General features: G+C 54.3%; 14 protein-coding genes. 8 read left to right on the forward strand and 6 right to left on the reverse strand.

Going from position 1 to position 15,689, the window contains the following annotated elements:
* Positions 1–673 precede the first annotated feature (673 nt).
* Together R70723_RS05085 and R70723_RS05090 are read right to left on the reverse strand one after the other, a co-directional pair.
* On the reverse strand, positions 674–2,344 hold the full coding sequence (locus tag R70723_RS05085; protein WP_039870275.1) for an AraC family transcriptional regulator: 1,671 nt from the start codon (positions 2,342–2,344) through the stop codon (positions 674–676).
* Between the two features lie 139 nt (positions 2,345–2,483).
* Positions 2,484–3,500, reverse strand: coding sequence for an ABC transporter substrate-binding protein (locus R70723_RS05090; RefSeq protein ID WP_047171030.1), 1,017 nt, complete (start codon positions 3,498–3,500; stop codon positions 2,484–2,486).
* A gap of 349 nt (positions 3,501–3,849) precedes the next feature.
* Here R70723_RS05090 and R70723_RS05095 point away from each other — a divergent pair, with 349 nt between their 5' ends.
* Together R70723_RS05095 and R70723_RS05100 are read left to right on the forward strand one after the other, a co-directional pair.
* On the forward strand, positions 3,850–4,908 hold the full coding sequence (locus tag R70723_RS05095; RefSeq protein WP_039870277.1) for an SPFH domain-containing protein: 1,059 nt from the start codon (positions 3,850–3,852) through the stop codon (positions 4,906–4,908).
* A 168-nt stretch (positions 4,909–5,076) separates the two neighbouring features.
* Positions 5,077–6,174 (forward strand): diacylglycerol kinase catalytic domain-containing protein, encoded by a 1,098-nt coding sequence (locus R70723_RS05100; RefSeq protein ID WP_372238256.1) that lies wholly within the window; start codon positions 5,077–5,079, stop codon positions 6,172–6,174.
* Between the two features lie 216 nt (positions 6,175–6,390).
* Here the strand turns inward: R70723_RS05100 and R70723_RS05105 are convergent, their stop codons facing one another.
* Both R70723_RS05105 and R70723_RS34325 read right to left on the reverse strand, forming a co-directional pair.
* A complete protein-coding gene (locus R70723_RS05105; protein ID WP_039870283.1) occupies positions 6,391–7,149 on the reverse strand; it encodes a hypothetical protein in 759 nt (252 codons plus the stop codon).
* A 52-nt stretch (positions 7,150–7,201) separates the two neighbouring features.
* Positions 7,202–7,846: a hypothetical protein gene (locus tag R70723_RS34325; RefSeq protein WP_305954262.1), complete on the reverse strand. Its 645-nt coding sequence runs from the start codon at positions 7,844–7,846 to the stop codon at positions 7,202–7,204.
* Positions 7,847–8,045: 199 nt separating this feature from the next.
* Here R70723_RS34325 and R70723_RS31410 point away from each other — a divergent pair, with 199 nt between their 5' ends.
* On the forward strand, positions 8,046–8,960 hold the full coding sequence (locus R70723_RS31410) for a L,D-transpeptidase family protein (RefSeq protein ID WP_081957216.1): 915 nt from the start codon (positions 8,046–8,048) through the stop codon (positions 8,958–8,960).
* On the opposite strand, the gene R70723_RS05120 is transcribed toward R70723_RS31410, so the two are convergent.
* Positions 8,935–9,960 carry an N-acetylglucosamine kinase gene (locus R70723_RS05120; RefSeq protein WP_076418460.1) on the reverse strand — a complete coding sequence of 342 codons (1,026 nt, stop codon included), beginning with the start codon at positions 9,958–9,960 and terminating at the stop codon, positions 8,935–8,937. The genes R70723_RS31410 and R70723_RS05120 overlap by 26 nt on opposite strands.
* Before the next feature lie 178 nt (positions 9,961–10,138).
* Here R70723_RS05120 and R70723_RS05125 point away from each other — a divergent pair, with 178 nt between their 5' ends.
* Complete coding sequence (locus tag R70723_RS05125; RefSeq protein WP_039870286.1) at positions 10,139–11,068, forward strand: SMI1/KNR4 family protein; 930 nt, start codon at positions 10,139–10,141, stop codon at positions 11,066–11,068.
* Positions 11,069–11,168: 100 nt separating this feature from the next.
* Here the strand turns inward: R70723_RS05125 and R70723_RS05130 are convergent, their stop codons facing one another.
* Complete coding sequence (locus R70723_RS05130) at positions 11,169–11,633, reverse strand: VOC family protein (protein ID WP_039870288.1); 465 nt, start codon at positions 11,631–11,633, stop codon at positions 11,169–11,171.
* 97 nt (positions 11,634–11,730) lie between these two features.
* Here R70723_RS05130 and R70723_RS05135 point away from each other — a divergent pair, with 97 nt between their 5' ends.
* From R70723_RS05135 to R70723_RS05155, 4 genes are all read left to right on the forward strand, one after another.
* On the forward strand, positions 11,731–12,642 hold the full coding sequence (locus tag R70723_RS05135; RefSeq protein ID WP_039870291.1) for a helix-turn-helix transcriptional regulator: 912 nt from the start codon (positions 11,731–11,733) through the stop codon (positions 12,640–12,642).
* Between the two features lie 442 nt (positions 12,643–13,084).
* Positions 13,085–14,929, forward strand: coding sequence for a ribosomal protection-like ABC-F family protein (gene abc-f / locus R70723_RS05145; RefSeq protein WP_231574829.1), 1,845 nt, complete (start codon positions 13,085–13,087; stop codon positions 14,927–14,929).
* Between the two features lie 64 nt (positions 14,930–14,993).
* Positions 14,994–15,164 carry a hypothetical protein gene (locus R70723_RS05150; protein WP_156123783.1) on the forward strand — a complete coding sequence of 57 codons (171 nt, stop codon included), beginning with the start codon at positions 14,994–14,996 and terminating at the stop codon, positions 15,162–15,164.
* The gene (locus tag R70723_RS05155; RefSeq protein ID WP_039870296.1) at positions 15,157–15,633 is read left to right on the forward strand and encodes a hypothetical protein; all 477 of its coding nucleotides are present in this window, start codon (positions 15,157–15,159) and stop codon (positions 15,631–15,633) included. The genes R70723_RS05150 and R70723_RS05155 overlap by 8 nt, the downstream gene beginning before the upstream one ends.
* Positions 15,634–15,689: the final 56 nt, after the last annotated feature.

The raw sequence follows: 15,689 nt of genomic DNA on the forward strand, positions 1-15,689 counted from the left end.
TCTGATTTCGCCGGAAGCCGGCCCGTGGCGTAAATCAGAGGCACAAATGCCTCTGAATGCTCTGGAAGCGGGCCCGTGGCGGGAATCAGAGGCACAAATGCCTCTGAAATCGCCGAAAGCGGGCCCGAGGCGGTCAATTAGAGGCACAAATGCCTCTGAAATCGCCGAAAGCGGGCCCGAGGCGGTCAATTAGAGGCACAAATGCCTCTGAAATCGCTGAAAGCGGGCCCGTGGCGTAAATCAGAGGCACAAATGCCTCTGAAATCGCCGAAAGCGGGCTCGTGGCGGGAATCAGAGTCAAAAATGCCTCTGAATGCGCCGAAAGCGGCTCGTGGCGGAAATCAGAGTCAAAAGTGCCTCTGAATATGCCGGAAACCGGGCCCATGGCCGGAATCAGAGTCAAAAATGCCTCTGGATGCCCCGGAAGCGGGCCCGTGGCGGGAATCAGAGGCACAAATGCCTCTGAGTACGCTGAAAGCGGGCCTGTGGCGTAAATCAGAGGCACAAATGCCTCTGATTCCACCGGAAATGCCCGCCCCGACCAACGGTTAAACTCCCGTGATTCAGGGCATTCGCGCTGCGTGAGCACAGGTCAACGGGTTATTCCCGTTGATCTCACGCCCTAGCGCAGCTGCAACAAGGCCCCGCCATCCAAGTGGCGGGGCCTTACGCGTTACTGGGCGGTGCCGTGCCCGCCCAGCACCTTCGGCAGCAGCGTCAGCAGCCGCTCGCGGGTGAGCGCGTCGCTGAAGTTCCATTTGCTGCTGTCCAGCAAATAGGCCTGGCCCTGCTGCACGGCCGGCAGGCTGCGCCAGGACGGGCTTTCGAGCAGCGCATCCATCGCTGCGCGGGAGTCCTCCCGTTCCGGGATCAGCATGAAGACGCGGTCTCCCGCGTAGGCATGCAGCTGCTGCGGATCGACCTCGGCGAAGCCGAGCTCAGCGTCCAGCACCGCCTGGATCTCCGCAGTCGGCCGCAGGCCGCCCGGAGCATACAGCGCGCTGGACAGCCCGCTTAGTCCCATGGCATATAGATGCTTGCCATGGTCAAAAATCAGCGCAGAGGCAGTTTCGCCGGTCGAGAGCACGCCGCTGCTGTACAGCCGCTGCCACATGGCGGCGTTCCTGGCCGCGAAGCCGGCCAGCCAGGCCTCGGCCTCGCGCTGCTTGCCGAGCCAGCCGCCCAGTGTCCGCATGCGGTGCTCCAGCGGAGCGAACGAATCGAAGGTTAGGGCGGGGGCGATGCCCGCGACCCGCTTGTACACCTTCTCATCGGGATTGGCGATGATGATCAGGTCCGGGCGAAGCGAGGCCGTCAGCTGCGGATTCAGCGGGAATCCGACATTGGCCAGTCTTTTCAGCCTGTGCTTATAGACGCTGTTCCGGGCAAATTCCTCGTCGCCGCCGACCGGCTTCACGCCGAGTGCAAGCAGATCGCCGATCGTCTCGCCATGGTAGACGATCCGCCTTGGCCGCTCCGGAATCTCCACCGTATGGCCGGTCCAATCCTGGACGGTGAGCTTCCCGCGCTGCGCTACGGCATATTGGCCGGGGGTGACCCCGGTAATCTGGCGGAAGCGGCGGCTGAAATAATATTCATCGGAAAAGCCGGACAGCCGGGCGATCTCCCGCAGCGGCTCAGCCGATTCCAGCAGCAGCTGCTTCGAGCGGCTGATGCGCAGCCCGGTCAGATATTCGAGCGGCTTTTGGCCGGTAAGCTTTTGAAAGAGCGGAGTGTACTGCCAGAGTGAGACTCCCGCCTGTCCGGCCAGCTGCTTGACCGTGATGCTCTCCATATAATGCTCCTGCATATAGGTAAGAGTGCCTTCCACAGACTCTGCCGGGCTTGGCGCCTCATCCGAGTGATAGTTATGCTCCAGAAGCAGCAGTAACAGCTCCTGGAATTTCAGCTGCTGCCTGTACTGCTGGACTTCACTGCAGTCCTCCGGATATGCGGTTATTTCCTCCGCCAGACGGATGACCCGGGTAAACGGATGAACAAGGAGCTCCTGTCTACCGGTCAACAGCTCCTGCAGATAAGGTTTCAAGTCCCCGGCGGTCTGATAGACATGGAAGGAGAGCTGATAATAATACAGTGTCGTTTCCGGATTAGCTGCTGTATATGTAGTTCCGGGAGACAGGAGAAAGCATCTGTCTGCACTCAGATCAACGGTCCCGCCCGGGAATGTCAGCCCGCCGCTGCCGCCGGTACAGATAAGCAGCAGATGGGCTTGTGTTGTCTGCGGCTCCGTAGAGGACATGGCAGGCTGAACGGCCAGCGAGGCCTCTGCCAATTGAAACAGCAATGAATGCAGCGGGGCGGGCGGCGTAGGTGATGGCAGCATGAGCGGACCTCCCTTTTGTAGGTGAGAATGATTATCAAATAAACTTATTGTAGCCAAAACAAAGAAGCTTATCAACGGTTGTTGATAAGCTTTTTGCATTCAGAAGGCCCGGGTCCGGCCCAGTATGATTAATATATGCTTATTTTCCGCCCATCAGGCGCGGCAATTCTGTAAGCAGCCATTCTCTGGTCGTGGCGTCGGCAGAGGTTTTCATGATGTCCTGCGTGTAGACGTAGCCATTTTTGACAGCAGGGAGACTCTTCCAGATCTCACTCTGTATCATGACATCTGTGGACTGTTTGGCCTCATCAGCTACAGGAGTCAGGACAAAAATCCGGTCACCCGCATATTGACTGATTACCTCCATGGAAATTTCCTGGAAGCCGGTGCCCTCATCCAGCAGAGCTTGTATAGGAGCCGGGGCTTTAAAGCCGCCCTCCCCGTAGAGCACCTGCGACAGCCCGGTCGCAGCCATTACGAACAGCCGGTCACCCGGATAGTAAGTGAAGACAGAAGCGGTTTCGCCTTCCTTCACGCCGGCAGCCTTCAGCTGCTCCCACATTGCAGTTTTGCTTGTTTTGTACTGCTCCAGCCAGTCTTCCGCTTCCTGCTTTTTACCCAGCAGAACGCCCAGCTTGGTCATCCGTTCCTCCAGCGGTCCGAAGGTATTAAAGATAACCGTTGGTGCGATTTTGGACAATGCTTCAAAGTCTGCTTCATCCGTTCCGGCATAGATGATCAGGTCAGGCTGAAGCTCAAGGGTCTTTTCCAGATTGATCGGGAAGCCGACATCCTCAACTCCCGCCAGCTTGTCCTCGAAAACCTGCCCTTCCCCCATAGACAGCGGGTAGCCGATAGCCTGCACACCAAGGGCAACCAGATCGCCGTAGGTTTCGCCCGAATATACAATGCGCTCAGGATTCACCGGAATCTCAACCGTATGGTCCATGTAGTCTGTATACGATTGTGTCCCTGCTGCAGCCGCAGTATCAGAAGCTTCAGGAGACGGCGCTGCACTTGCAGCAGTGTTGGCTGCTGTATTTGCGGCGCTATTGCTCTCCGGCTGTCCGTTATTATTTCCGCAGGCGAGCAGAAGTGCACTCATCAGGAAAATAACGCACAGAACGGCTAAGGGTTGTCTTGCTTTTTTTAACATAAAAGTACCTCCCAATTGAATTACGATCTTATTTACTGAGAATCATTCTCGCTTGCACCATCATAAAGTAAAGCCTTCTGCGGCTCAATGGACAAACGCGGGGGATGGAATTGGTTTTGTACAAAACAGGACGGAACGGGCGGTAAACGTATCTGCATTATTTTAAAAGTACATTCGGACCATGAAGTGTCCAGGTTGCCGGCTGATCCTAATTTTGCAGCGAACGTGTTGGCGGAGGATAAATTAATTATGAAAATATTGTTATTAACATGTTGATAATATCAAGATGGTATGTTAAAGTGATGTTAATAACAAAATGTTAATAACAAAGATACAGGAGGTAATGACCATGTTCGGATTCAGATTCGTGAAATTCCAGCCGAGTGAATACGTGCTTAAGGTGAAAAACGGCAAGGTGGTGCGCGAAGGAGTGGGGCTTTCTTTTTACTATTATGTGCCTACGACCTCGGTTATTGTAGTTCCTGTTTCCTCGATTGATGTCCCGTTCATGTTCGAAGAGATTACAGCTGATTACCAGACGGTAACAGTGCAGGGCCAGCTGACCTACAGGATTGTCGATTACAGCAAAACGACGCAAATCCTTAACTATACCTACAATTTGAAAAAGAACACCTACCTGTCTGACGATCCGGGCAAGCTGGCCCAGCGGGTTATTAATGTGGCTAAGGTTTTGACCAAAAAGCAGCTGGAGCAGCTGCCTCTGCGCCAGGCGATCCAGTCAAGTGAGCGGCTGGCCAAGACAATTACCCAGGAGATTGAGCGGAATGCGGAGATTGAAAAGCTGGGTATCGAGCTGATGGGACTCTCCATACTGGCGGTTGTGCCGAACAAGGAGACGCTCCGCGCACTGGAGGCGCAGGCCCGGGAGGAAATTCTCCGCAGTGCCGATAATGCGCTTTATGAACGCCGGAATGCATCGATTGAGCAGGAACGCCGTGTGAAGGAAAACGAGCTGAATACCGAGATTGCTGTAGAGACGAAAAAGAAGCAGATCCGCCAGACTCAGCTGGATTCCGAGCGGTTCGTGAAGCAGAAGCAGAACGAGATGAAGGAGGAGCAGCTCAGCTTTGACACAGCCCTTGAGGAGAAAAAGCAGGAGCTGATCGGCCTGACCGTTGCCAACCAGAAGGCCGAGGCGGATGCCAAAGCCTACGAGCTGTCGGCGGTGATGAACTCGCTGCAGGGCGTATCGCCGAATGTACTGCAGGCGCTGACCAATGTCGGCATGAAGCCGGATAAGCTGATCGCCATTGCCTTCCAGGAGCTGGCCGAGAACGCCGGCAAAATCGGGCAGCTGAACATCACACCTGATCTGCTGCAGGGGATTATGGCCGGCTCTGCAGGCGGCACTGGCAGCGGTACAGCGAGGGGAGCGGGTGGACGATGAGCGGCGGAGCAGAGGAAGAGAGAATGGAACAGGAAGATCATGGAGCAGGAAGCTGAAGATTGCGAGCAGGTTGAGTCATAGAAGCAGGCAGACAATGAGTGACAGGCAAGTGTGGTGAAATTTGCAAATAATGAGCGTCGGTTCAGATGCGTAGAAGGGAGTTGGACGATGATGAGCAGCGGGGGACGGATATCGGAGAACAAAATCGTACTGGTCAAGCGAAAGACCCGGCTGGAGAAGCTGGTTGTCCGTTATAACACAGTTCAGCAGGCCCAGTTCTATATTGAGCGGCTGGGCGCGGATTTCAGTGATTATATCAGCGAGGACCTTACCTACCGCCAGGCGGTGGAGACTGCGGTTATCGAGCTGAGCGCCCTTGGCCGGGTGCAGGTGCTGGAGCGGCAGCATGTGCCGAACTTTATTTTTGGTGATGAGGATACGGTAATCGTGCTGGGACAGGACGGTCTTGTAGCCAATACGTTAAAATATTTGCAGGCGCAGCCGCTGATCGGCGTGAATCCCGATCCGCAGCGCTGGGACGGCGTGCTGCTGCCGTTCACCGTCAAGGATCTGCGGCTGCTGCTGCCGGAGGTATTCCGCAGCCGCCGGCAGGTGCGGGAAGTGACGCTGGCCAAGGCCGAGCTGAACGACGGCCAGAGCCTGTACGGCGTGAACGACCTGTTCATCGGCCGCAGGACGCATGTATCTGCCCGCTATCTGCTGCAGCACGGCAGTGCTGCCGAGCAGCAGTCCTCCAGCGGCATCATCGTGTCGACCGGCCTTGGCTCCACCGGCTGGCTGCGCAGCGTGCTTGCCGGGGCGGCGGGCATCACCCGCAGCGCGGCCGGGCTTGGGCTGGCGGCCCGGGAAGCTGCGGGCGGTGTTGCCGCTGGACTGCCTGGCGTCGCGGGGCAGGGGCAGGCAGCAGGTGAGGAAGCCGATGAGGGTGCCGCTACGGCGGGAGTGTCCCGTGACGGCGGCAGGTATGGGCAGGCCGCGGGTGCAGGAGCCGGCATGGACAGCCGGCTGGCTTGGGATGACCCTAACCTGTATTTTACGGTTAGGGAGCCCTTTCCGAGCCGGACCACTTCCGCCGGCGTGGTGTTTGGCCGGGTCAGCGGTAATGAGCCGCTGCGGATTACCTCGCAGATGCCGGAGGATGGCGTTATCTTCAGTGATGGCGTGGAGAGTGACTTCCTGGAGTTCAACTCCGGCGTAGAAGCGGTGATCAGCATGGCGGAGAAACGGGGCCGGCTGGTGGTCTAAGCAGCTATCGGGAGCTACTAAAGGTGCGGCACGTGACGAATGGGCACATTGCCCGATAACATTGTTATGCTCAAAGTTCAAAACGCTCAATTGCTCAAAGCTCAATACCCAACGCTCAAAGCACATTGCTAAAGCTCAACGCTTCAATGCACATTGCAAAGGCTGTTTCCGTCGCAAACAATCTGCGAGAGACAGCCTTTTTGAGTATAAACTAATTTATCCCGTAACGATGGCGTGGGGAAATTTGCCGTACTGCGCGTAACGAGAGGCAAAAGTGCCTTTGATTCCTGTCCGCGAGGTCAAATCCGCGGAATGAGAGGCAAAAGTACCTTTGATTCTGGCCCGCGAGGCCAAATCCACGGAATGAGAGGCAAAAGTGCCTTTGATTCCGCCCCAGGAGGCCAAAATCGCGTAACGAGAGGCAAAAGTGCCTTTGATTCCTGCCCGCGAGGCCAAATCCGCGAAATGAGAGGCAAAAATGCCTTTGATTCCTGCCCGCGAGGCCAAATCCGCGAAATGAGAGGCAAAAATGCCTTTGATTCCTGCCCGCGAGGCCAAAAGCCCGAAATGAGAGTCAAAAGTGCCTTTGATTTCGGCCCGCGAGGCCAAATCCACGGAATGAGAGGCAAAAGTGCCTTTGATTCCGCCCCGCGAGGCCAAATCCGCGAAATGAGAGGCAAAAGTGCCTTTGATTCCGCCCCGCCAGGCCAAATCCACGGAACGAGAGTAAAAGTGCCTTTGATTCTGGCCCGCGAGGCCAAATCCGCGAAATGAGAGGCAAAAGTGCCTTTGATTCCGCCCCGCGAGGCCAAATCCGCGAAATGAGAGGCAAAAGTGCCTTTGATTCCGGCCCAGGAGGCCAAATCCACGGAACGAGAGGCAAAAATGCCCTTGATTCCGGCCCTTGACCCCGCCCCGCAAGGCCATCAGCCCCTTTATTCCGGCACCGCCACCGAAATAGCCCTGCCAGATCACAAAAAAGAAGGCTCCCGGCGCAATGTCCGGAAGCCTTCTTTTTGAATCCTGATTACTGGAAGCTGCGGCCCTGGTTCATGGACGAGCCATAGCTCTGGCTCTGCCCGCCAATGGAGCCGATAGCTCCAAGGGCTCCGATCCGGCCGATGGAGCCGGATGGGCTCATGCTGCTGCCGGTACCAATGTGTGATTGTACGGAAGAATCAGCCGGTGTATGCAGTGGTGTATGCAAAGGCTGCTGATTGTAGGAGGAGCTGTACGACGGAGTATATCCGTTAGCACCTGTATTGGAGCTTGTATGCTCCGTATTATAACTGGCTGCTCCTGTATTAAAATGCGGGAGCCCGGTATTATAGCTTGAGTTTGTGCTATAGCTTGGAGCGGTATTATAGCTTGGGTTTGTGTTATAGCTTGGAGCTGTATTGTAGCTGACAGTCTGGGAACTCTGCTCCAGCTGTCTCAGGGTTTGAGTAACCTGCTGCAGCTGCTGCACAGCCGTACTGTGACCCTGCAGGGCTTGCTGAATCACCTGGCTTGCTTTGTGCTCGCGCTGTGCCAGTTCCTCCAGCTTGACTGCGTTTTGCTGCTCCTGCTGGAGAAGCTGCTGGTAGTTTTGGCTGGCCTGCTGAGTCTGGGCGACAAGCTGCTGAATAATGGATTCACACTGGCTGATCTGGCTGGAAAGATTTGAATTCAAGGTCGTTGCCTCCTTGGCAGTATCGGTTTGGTATTGCAGGCTTATTATCTCTGGAGGCTGGACCCAATATTCATGATCATTTATTATGCGGACAAACCGATGCAAATAGGTACAAGCCGGGCTGCAACTTCTCCGTAACAACACCGTCTATGTATAAAAGAGATTTCCAGATTAACCCATAAGGTGGAGGTGGGGCAACATGAAAGAGCAAGGAACCGCCGGACGTAACAGAACGGGCAGGCTGCTGGGCATCAAGCTGCCGCTGGTATTTTTACTGTTGTTTACGGCCTGTTTTCCCGGGATGGCATCAGCTGCTGCAGGCGCTGCGGCATCCTCGGACCTGATTGTCGTCAATAAAAAAACGAACACACTGGGCTTTTTTAGCGGCGGCAAGCTCGAAAAGGTATTTCCGGTCGCTACAGGCAAAACCAAGAATCTGACCCCGGAAGGAACTTTCCGGATGGTGCTCAAAGCCAAAAACAGGCCTTATTACAAAGAAAATATCCCCGGCGGCGATCCGTCCAATCCGCTCGGCGACCGCTGGCTGGGGCTCGAGGTGAACGGAACGTACGGAACGACCTATGCCATTCACGGCAATAACAATGAGTCCTCGATCGGCAAATATGTCAGCGCAGGCTGCATCCGTATGCACAATGACGACATCCACTGGCTGTATCCGAAGGTGGCTAAGAATACTCCTGTAATCATTACAACCTCCAGCCTCGATCTGAAAAGCATTGCTGCCAAACACGGCTATTCCGCAGGACCGGCGATGCTGGCTGGCGCTTTTATCGTAGATGGAGAGACGGTTAAGGTTAAGGATTCTTTTGTGCTGGAGAACTCACGTGTGTATATTCCGCTGCGGGAGTCGGTAGTACTCCTTGGAGGGAGCCTGAAGCAGGAGCCGGCTACCGGATCGCTGATTATTACCCTAGGCAACTACACAGCAGTCCACAAACCGCTAAGCGGGACAGCTAAGGTGAACGGCAGGGAGGTAAGCATCCTGGCTTCACAAAATATTAACGGCCGCCTGTATATTCCGCTCAGCAGCCTGACCCCGCTGTTTGGTTTAACCTTTACTTGGAACCCTAAGGATGGAACGGTGAAGCTGTAAAAGAGCTTTGCTCAAGCGCCTGCCGGAGCAGCAAGCCGCTAGGCTGCAGGCGGTGTATGATCCCGTCCGTAACCGGCAGGCCGGCTTGCTCCAGCGCATACAGTATGGCTCCTGCTGCAGGGGGGAGCTGCGGTTGTACCACTGAATATTGCTTGTTAGTGGCAATCTCCAGCTCCTCCTGCAGCCTGGCCTGGAAATAGCTGCTGCACGCTACACTTCCAATGAAAGCGACCGGTACATGGTCCTGCTTAAAGGCAGCGCCAAGCAGCTCAATGCCGGTCTTCATCTGACGGATAGCCCGGTCGCAGACCCGGATCGAGGCAGCGCTTCCGAGCGCTGCCTCTTCGGTGACTGCCGGCGCGAACCGGCCGAAGCACCGGTCGCGTGCTTTGCGGTCAGCGTCGAAGCCCCCGGAGGCTTGGCTGTATAGCTCGTCCAAAGATTGTACCTCCCAATGCGCCAGCATCCTGGCAACAAGCCGCTCATCGCTGGAACCGGTATGCCCGGCCAGTACCTCAAAAACCGCCTCATAGCCAAGCAGCCGGGCAGCACTGGCAGCATAATGATGGAAATCATAATTACGCAAATAGCGTCCCTCTTCATTAATGGCAATCAGAATGGAGCCGGTGCCTGCGATGGCGATAATGCCCGGCCGGGCCAGATGGGCCCCGTAATGGGCAATAAGGGCATCATTCACATGCCATCTGGGACAGGCTAAGCCTGGAACCGCGGTAAGCGGAGTAATCCACTCCAGATCCTCAGGTGAATCATAACCGGCAATACCGGCGGCGATTCCGGCAATCCGGTCTGCCTCAATTCCGCCGCTGCTCATTACGTCTCTGATTGCCGATTGTACATTCATCTGCACAGAGGACTCCCGGTAGATTGAAGCGCTTCCTTTTATAGCGTAGGCTAGTATATTTCCCTGAATATCTGCGGCGATGACCCGGGTATGCGTTCCTCCGCCGTCTATTCCGATTACAACATCCTTCTGCTGCACAGCGGACATCCTCTCATCTTTTTCATCAGCATACTATATTTGGCAGGAAAATAAATGTGCCGGGGTATGCAAATAATGTGCGTATCTGCCCTTGTGATGCGTCAGGTGGAGAAGCACCCGGTAGAAATGGTATAATTTTCACCAGTATGAGCGTTATGAAACTGGGAGGCCTGAAACGATGAGCGAGCAGCTTGTGGAACAGTTGGAATTATGGCATGAAGAAGACGAGTTTGAGGAAATTGTGGATGCAGTGATGGAAATCCCCGGGGAGGACCGGGATTATGTGCTGGTCAGCCATTTAGGCAGAGCGCTGCTTAACCTTGAGCGTTACGAAGATGCGCTGGAGCAGCTTATGTCTGTTGAGGAGGAAGGCGAGGATGATCCGCTCTGGCATTACCGTGTCGGGTTTTCCTACTACTATCTGAAGCAGTATGACAAAGCTGTCAGCGCATTTGAAACCGCTGACGAGCTGGAGCCTGAAGACGAGGATACACTCGAGTTTCTGGCGCTGAGCCGGCGCAAAGCAGCCAAAAAAGCAGCCAGAGCTGCAGCAGCAGAAGCCTCCTCCAAAAAGACGTCCGGATTGCGGCCTCTGCCGAAGTTCGATGGTGCTAATTTTTGGGCAGACGGCGCAGAGGGGCAGGAGAACTATGTGTCTGAGCCGCTCACGGACGAACTGATTGAATCCGTGCAGGAGCAACTGGTGTTCAAGCTGCCGGACTTCTACATTGCCGTGATGAAGCAGCAGAACGGCGGCGTTCCCCGCAACACGAAATACCCGCTGGGGAACCAGGCTGCCGAAGCCGGCAAGGATCACATTGTCATCTCCGGAATCCGCGGCATCGGCCGGGATAAGAAATACTCACTCTGCGGGGAGCAGGGAAGCTTGGCAGTCATAGACGAATGGAATTATCCTGAGTTTGGCGTGGTCATCTGCGATGCGCCATCGGCCGATCAAGGAGTTGTAATGCTCGACTACAGGCCTGCCGGCAATGACGGGGAGCCGGAAGTAGTCTATGTCGATCTGGCGAATAACCATAAGGTTACATATTTGGCCAAGAATGTGGAGAGCTTTATCCGCGGCCTGGTGAGTGCAGAGCTTGCTTAGTTTGTAAAAGTAAGAGCGGCATAAGCTAATGTGCTGCCGAAGCTGATATTTAAAAAAGACGGTTCCCGGGAAGATTGCGGGGAGCCGTCTTTTTTTACTGTTACTGTGTGCTGGCTGTTATTTTATCTAAAAACAGATCTGCATCGCTATTGAATTTCCAGTTCACCCCGAATTTATCAACCAGCATCCCGAAGCAAGAAGACCAGGGAGTGTCAGATAACGGCATGATGACCGTTCCGCCCTGAGATAAACCGTTGAAGTATTCCCCCAGTTTTTGCTTATCATCAATGACCAGGCTAATCAGTATATTATTTCCTGTCATAAGCTCACCTGTCACAGCCTTCATGGAAGGCAGAACGTCCGACAACATAATTTTCCCGCCAGTGAATGTTATCGAAGATTCCATGATCATATTCAGCTCGTTTTCCGGCATCGGGTAGCTTGGATTCTGGGGGATATCCCCATACTTCGCTTTCTTTACTTCGATTGCGTGTAGAGCCTTTGAATAAAAATCAATCACTTGTTCTGCAATTCCGTTAAAGTTCAGATACGCAATAGCTGCCATATATACTGCCTCCTTCTTGTTATAAAGGAAGTATAATGGATGATAGGTGACACCTTATTGTCACTGTTTTTTTGAAGTGTAGAAAAGAGGTGAGCCGATGGAAAAGGTTGAGAGACTAATTTCTATTATTATGATTTTGCTGAGGAAAGAGGTTGTTTCCAGCACAGAATTCGCGCAGTTATTTAATGTTTCCAAAAGGACGATTCTTCGCGATATGGAAGCCTTGAGCTTAGCTAATATTCCGGTTTATTCAGTCAATGGAGTCAACGGGGGCTACGGTATTCTGAATGAATACAAGATGGATAAACGGCTTTTAACCAGCGCTGACTTAGAGAACATCTTGACTGCGCTGAGTGGCCTTGAGCAAATTTTAATCAGCGGGGAAGTTGAGAGAACAATTAAAAAAATAGAAGCCATGGTAGGTCCGCTGGCCCCGAAAAGCGCCATCCGGCTTTCTTTTTATAACTGGGAGGGCCGCTCTGAGCTCAGTCAAACCCTGGCGGTATTTCAAGCAGCAATACTGAAGAGGAGACTTGTTTCTTTTGACTATACAGATAAAAACGGCATTGTGACGAAAAGGACTGCTGAGCCCTATCAGCTTCACTTTAGCGAATCCAGCTGGTACCTCAAAGCCTTCTGCTTGCAGCGAATGGGATACAGGACATTCAAAATATCCCGCATCAATGATCCTTGCATGCATGAGCAATCGTTTAGCGTCAGAGAGGATTCCGTGGAACAAGCACAGGCCACGGGCTATCAACCGGAACTGGTCACAGTTAAAGCGTTGATTTCGCCGGGCATAAAGGATCAGTTTATTGAAAGGTATGGACATAAGAGTATAGAGTACTGCGGTCCTGAACGGTTCATGGCAACATTCCTTGTTCCTGATAATAGTTTCGGGTTTGATTTTTTGGCTGGATTCGGAACAAGGCTGCAGATTGTTGAGCCTAAATCATATGTCGATGCCTTCCGGAATTATATACTTGAGATCGCTGAGAAATACAGATAATTCCTGCGCTCTGCCGGGCAAAAACAATTAAAACCGTTCTTACCCTTATCATCGCCGTCCAGATTGTTTATATTATAAGTATTACTGATTTCGGACAATACGGAGGACACCGGCTGATGAATAACTAACACGTTTCCTATACAATGACCTATTTACTTGTGATGTGCATAAGCACATGCCACGGGACACCTGTTTAGGGTGTACGGTCAGGGATACGTGTGTCTGCCGGGACTCATGCGATATGGAAATTGGGCTGGCAAAAGATTAATACTGCGCTTGGAGCTGCTTTCAGGTGTACAGTTATTCTGCCGCTTATTTCCTGTACGCTGCTCCCTTCATACGTTTCCTGTACCGCAGCCTGCTGGCTGCGGTTTTTTGCTGCTGTTTCTGTTACGGATGCGGCAGTCAGCCTTGGAGCTAATACGGAAGCGGAGGAATGTATATGACTACAATGACTATATTGAAAGCGAAGAATTTAAAAAAAGAATGGGACGGCATCCCCTTATTCGAAGGGGTATCCTTTGATATCGCGGAAGGTGAGCGTGTCCTGCTGTTCGGCCGGAACGGCATCGGCAAAACAACCCTGCTGCAGGGCCTGCTGGGCAGGCTTGCCTTTGAGGAAGGCACCGTCTATTGCGGCCTGGAGCGGGAGGAATGGGGCGTACTGGATCAGCAGCTGGAGACGGCTTCCGGCGTCAGCGTCCTTGAATTTGTGTTGTCAGCGTCAGAGCAGCTGGCCGCTCTTAAGCAACGGATGGAGCAGCTTGCCCGCAGGCTGGAAGAGACAGGCGGCACGGATGAGGCGGCAGTGGCAGAGTACGGAGAAGCCAGTGACAGCTATATGCAGCTGGACGGATATGGCTGGGAAGCTAAGGCGGAGAAATGTCTCCGGCAGCTGAAGCTGGACCCGTCCTTGTGGAATCATTCTTACCGGCGACTTAGCGGAGGCCAGAAGACGCGCGTACAGCTGGCTGCGCTGCTCGCCAGGCAGCCGAAGCTGCTGGTGCTGGATGAGCCGACCAATCATCTCGACGAGGAGACGATGGCATGGCTGGAGGAGTGGGTGCGGACCTATCCCGGTACGGTGCTGTATGTGTCGCATGACCGCACGTTTATCGACCGGACGGCGACGAGTGTTCTGGAGCTGAGCCCGGCAGGCTGCCGCCGCTATCCCGGCGCTTACACACAGTACAGGGAGCAGAAGGAGCTGGAGCTTAAGACGCTGGAGAGCCAGCACAAAAAGCAGGAGCTGGAAAAGGAAAAGCTGCTGGAAAGCATCCGCCGCTACGCCCTCTGGTTCCAGCAGGCGCACACTGCTGCCGGGCAGAATGATTTTCTGCGGTCCAAGTCGAAGAAGAACGTCTCACGCCTGCACGCCAAGGAAGCCAGCCTGGAGCGGCTGGAGAAAAACCGTATAGAGCTGCCGAAGGCGGCACCCCAGCTGAGCATGAAGCTGGAAGGTGAGGATTTTCAGGGAGATGCGCTGCTGGCAACGGAGGACATTAGCCTGGGCTACCCGGGCGGGCCGCAGCTGCTGGAGCATTTCTCGCTTACTTTACGCCGGGGGGACCGGCTGTCCGTGCTCGGTCCGAACGGCGCCGGCAAATCCACGCTGCTGAAGCTGATTACAGGTGCTGTCAAGCCCGCCAGCGGCAGACTGCGGCTGCATCCCCGCACGAAAATTGCCTATTTCGCCCAGGAGCTGGAGCATCTGAATCCGGAGCTGACTATACTGGACAGCCTGCTGGAGCTGCCGGGCATGACGCAGACGGAGGCGCGGACCATTCTCGGCTGCTTCCTGTTCCCGCGGGAGGATGTGTTTAAACGCATCGGCGACCTCAGCCTCGGCGAGAAATGCCGGGTGGCTTTTCTCCGGCTGTATTTCGGTAAGGCTAATCTGCTGGTGCTCGACGAACCGACCAACTATCTGGATATCGACACCCGGGAGCGGGTGGAAGAAGCGCTTGCCGCCTATCCCGGCGGTCTGGTGATCGTCTCGCATGACCGTTATCTCCATACCAGAGTCGCCAACCGCCTGCTGCTGCTGGGCCGGGGGCAGAGCCCGCAGTTCTTTTCCGGGACGTTTGAGGAATATTATGCTAAGGAGCGCAGCCGGGTGCTGACTCCGGAGGAGCAGGCCCGAGAGGGTGAGCTGCAGCTGCTGCAGCTGCGGATGGCCGGACTGATGTGCAGGGAAGCTGCAGGAACAGAGACGGAGAACCGGGAGCTGCTGCAGGAAATTATGGCGGTCCGGCAGGCCATTAGCACAAAGTTAAAGGAAATCTGACATCGGCAGAGAAGTAAATATAAGGTAAATGTATGGAATGATTGGGGGGAAGCACTCTCAAGCAGTGCTGGATTTGAAGCAGGCGGAGAGCATTAAGCTGAAGGGCTATGTGGAGGAGCAGGATAAAATTCCGGATAAAGGCGAAACGGTCAGCACCATTAAGTATCCGGGCTTAAGGTGCAGAAGCTGTAAGGGCAGCGGATTAATATCAGACAGCAGGAGGAGCGATGAATAAAATACGGCGTACAGCAGCAGTTATCGCAGTTCTGGGGATTGTGGCACTGGCCTATATGTGGCTGCGTCCGCAGCCTTTTGATCAGGAATACAGCAGTGTGATTTATACGAATGAAGCTGGTCAGGCGGGAAGTACAGTCCTCGTGCTGGCAGGAGAAAAATTCAGGGGATTACCGGGCAAAAGCAGATTTAACGGCAGCCTGGTTGCGGACGGTGATCTGCGTTATGAGCTTAAGCTTAAGGAGAGCGGCAGCTACTATCTTGGCGTTATATCAGAGGCAACAGGGAATGGCAGCACGCAGACTGCAGGAATGGTAACCGCGTCACTTGCACTGGATAAGATTTGGGTCGTGCTGACCGAAGTCAACGAGCGGTATGGCCTTAAGGGTCAGGACGGCTACATTGCCGGTCCGGCGCACACGCTGGAAGAGGCGAAACAGGTGGCACGGGATATCATCGGTCCGGAGTAACGGAACAGCGTGTCTGGCAATAGCCTATAGTAAGACATCACACAGCAAGGGGGACT

This window comes from Paenibacillus sp. FSL R7-0273 (genome assembly GCF_000758625.1).
Classification (GTDB): Bacteria; Bacillota; Bacilli; order Paenibacillales; family Paenibacillaceae; genus Paenibacillus_AQ.

Coding starts and splice junctions, on each gene's coding strand:
- R70723_RS05085 (WP_039870275.1), bottom strand. CDS start 2,344: ATGCTGCCATCACCTACGCCGCCCGCCCCGCTGCATTCATTGCTGTTT.
- R70723_RS05090 (WP_047171030.1), bottom strand. CDS start 3,500: ATGTTAAAAAAAGCAAGACAACCCTTAGCCGTTCTGTGCGTTATTTTC.
- R70723_RS05095 (WP_039870277.1), top strand. CDS start 3,850: ATGTTCGGATTCAGATTCGTGAAATTCCAGCCGAGTGAATACGTGCTT.
- R70723_RS05100 (WP_372238256.1), top strand. CDS start 5,077: ATGATGAGCAGCGGGGGACGGATATCGGAGAACAAAATCGTACTGGTC.
- R70723_RS31410 (WP_081957216.1), top strand. CDS start 8,046: ATGAAAGAGCAAGGAACCGCCGGACGTAACAGAACGGGCAGGCTGCTG.
- R70723_RS05125 (WP_039870286.1), top strand. CDS start 10,139: ATGAGCGAGCAGCTTGTGGAACAGTTGGAATTATGGCATGAAGAAGAC.
- R70723_RS05130 (WP_039870288.1), bottom strand. CDS start 11,633: ATGGCAGCTATTGCGTATCTGAACTTTAACGGAATTGCAGAACAAGTG.
- R70723_RS05135 (WP_039870291.1), top strand. CDS start 11,731: ATGGAAAAGGTTGAGAGACTAATTTCTATTATTATGATTTTGCTGAGG.
- abc-f (WP_231574829.1), top strand. CDS start 13,085: ATGACTACAATGACTATATTGAAAGCGAAGAATTTAAAAAAAGAATGG.
- R70723_RS05155 (WP_039870296.1), top strand. CDS start 15,157: ATGAATAAAATACGGCGTACAGCAGCAGTTATCGCAGTTCTGGGGATT.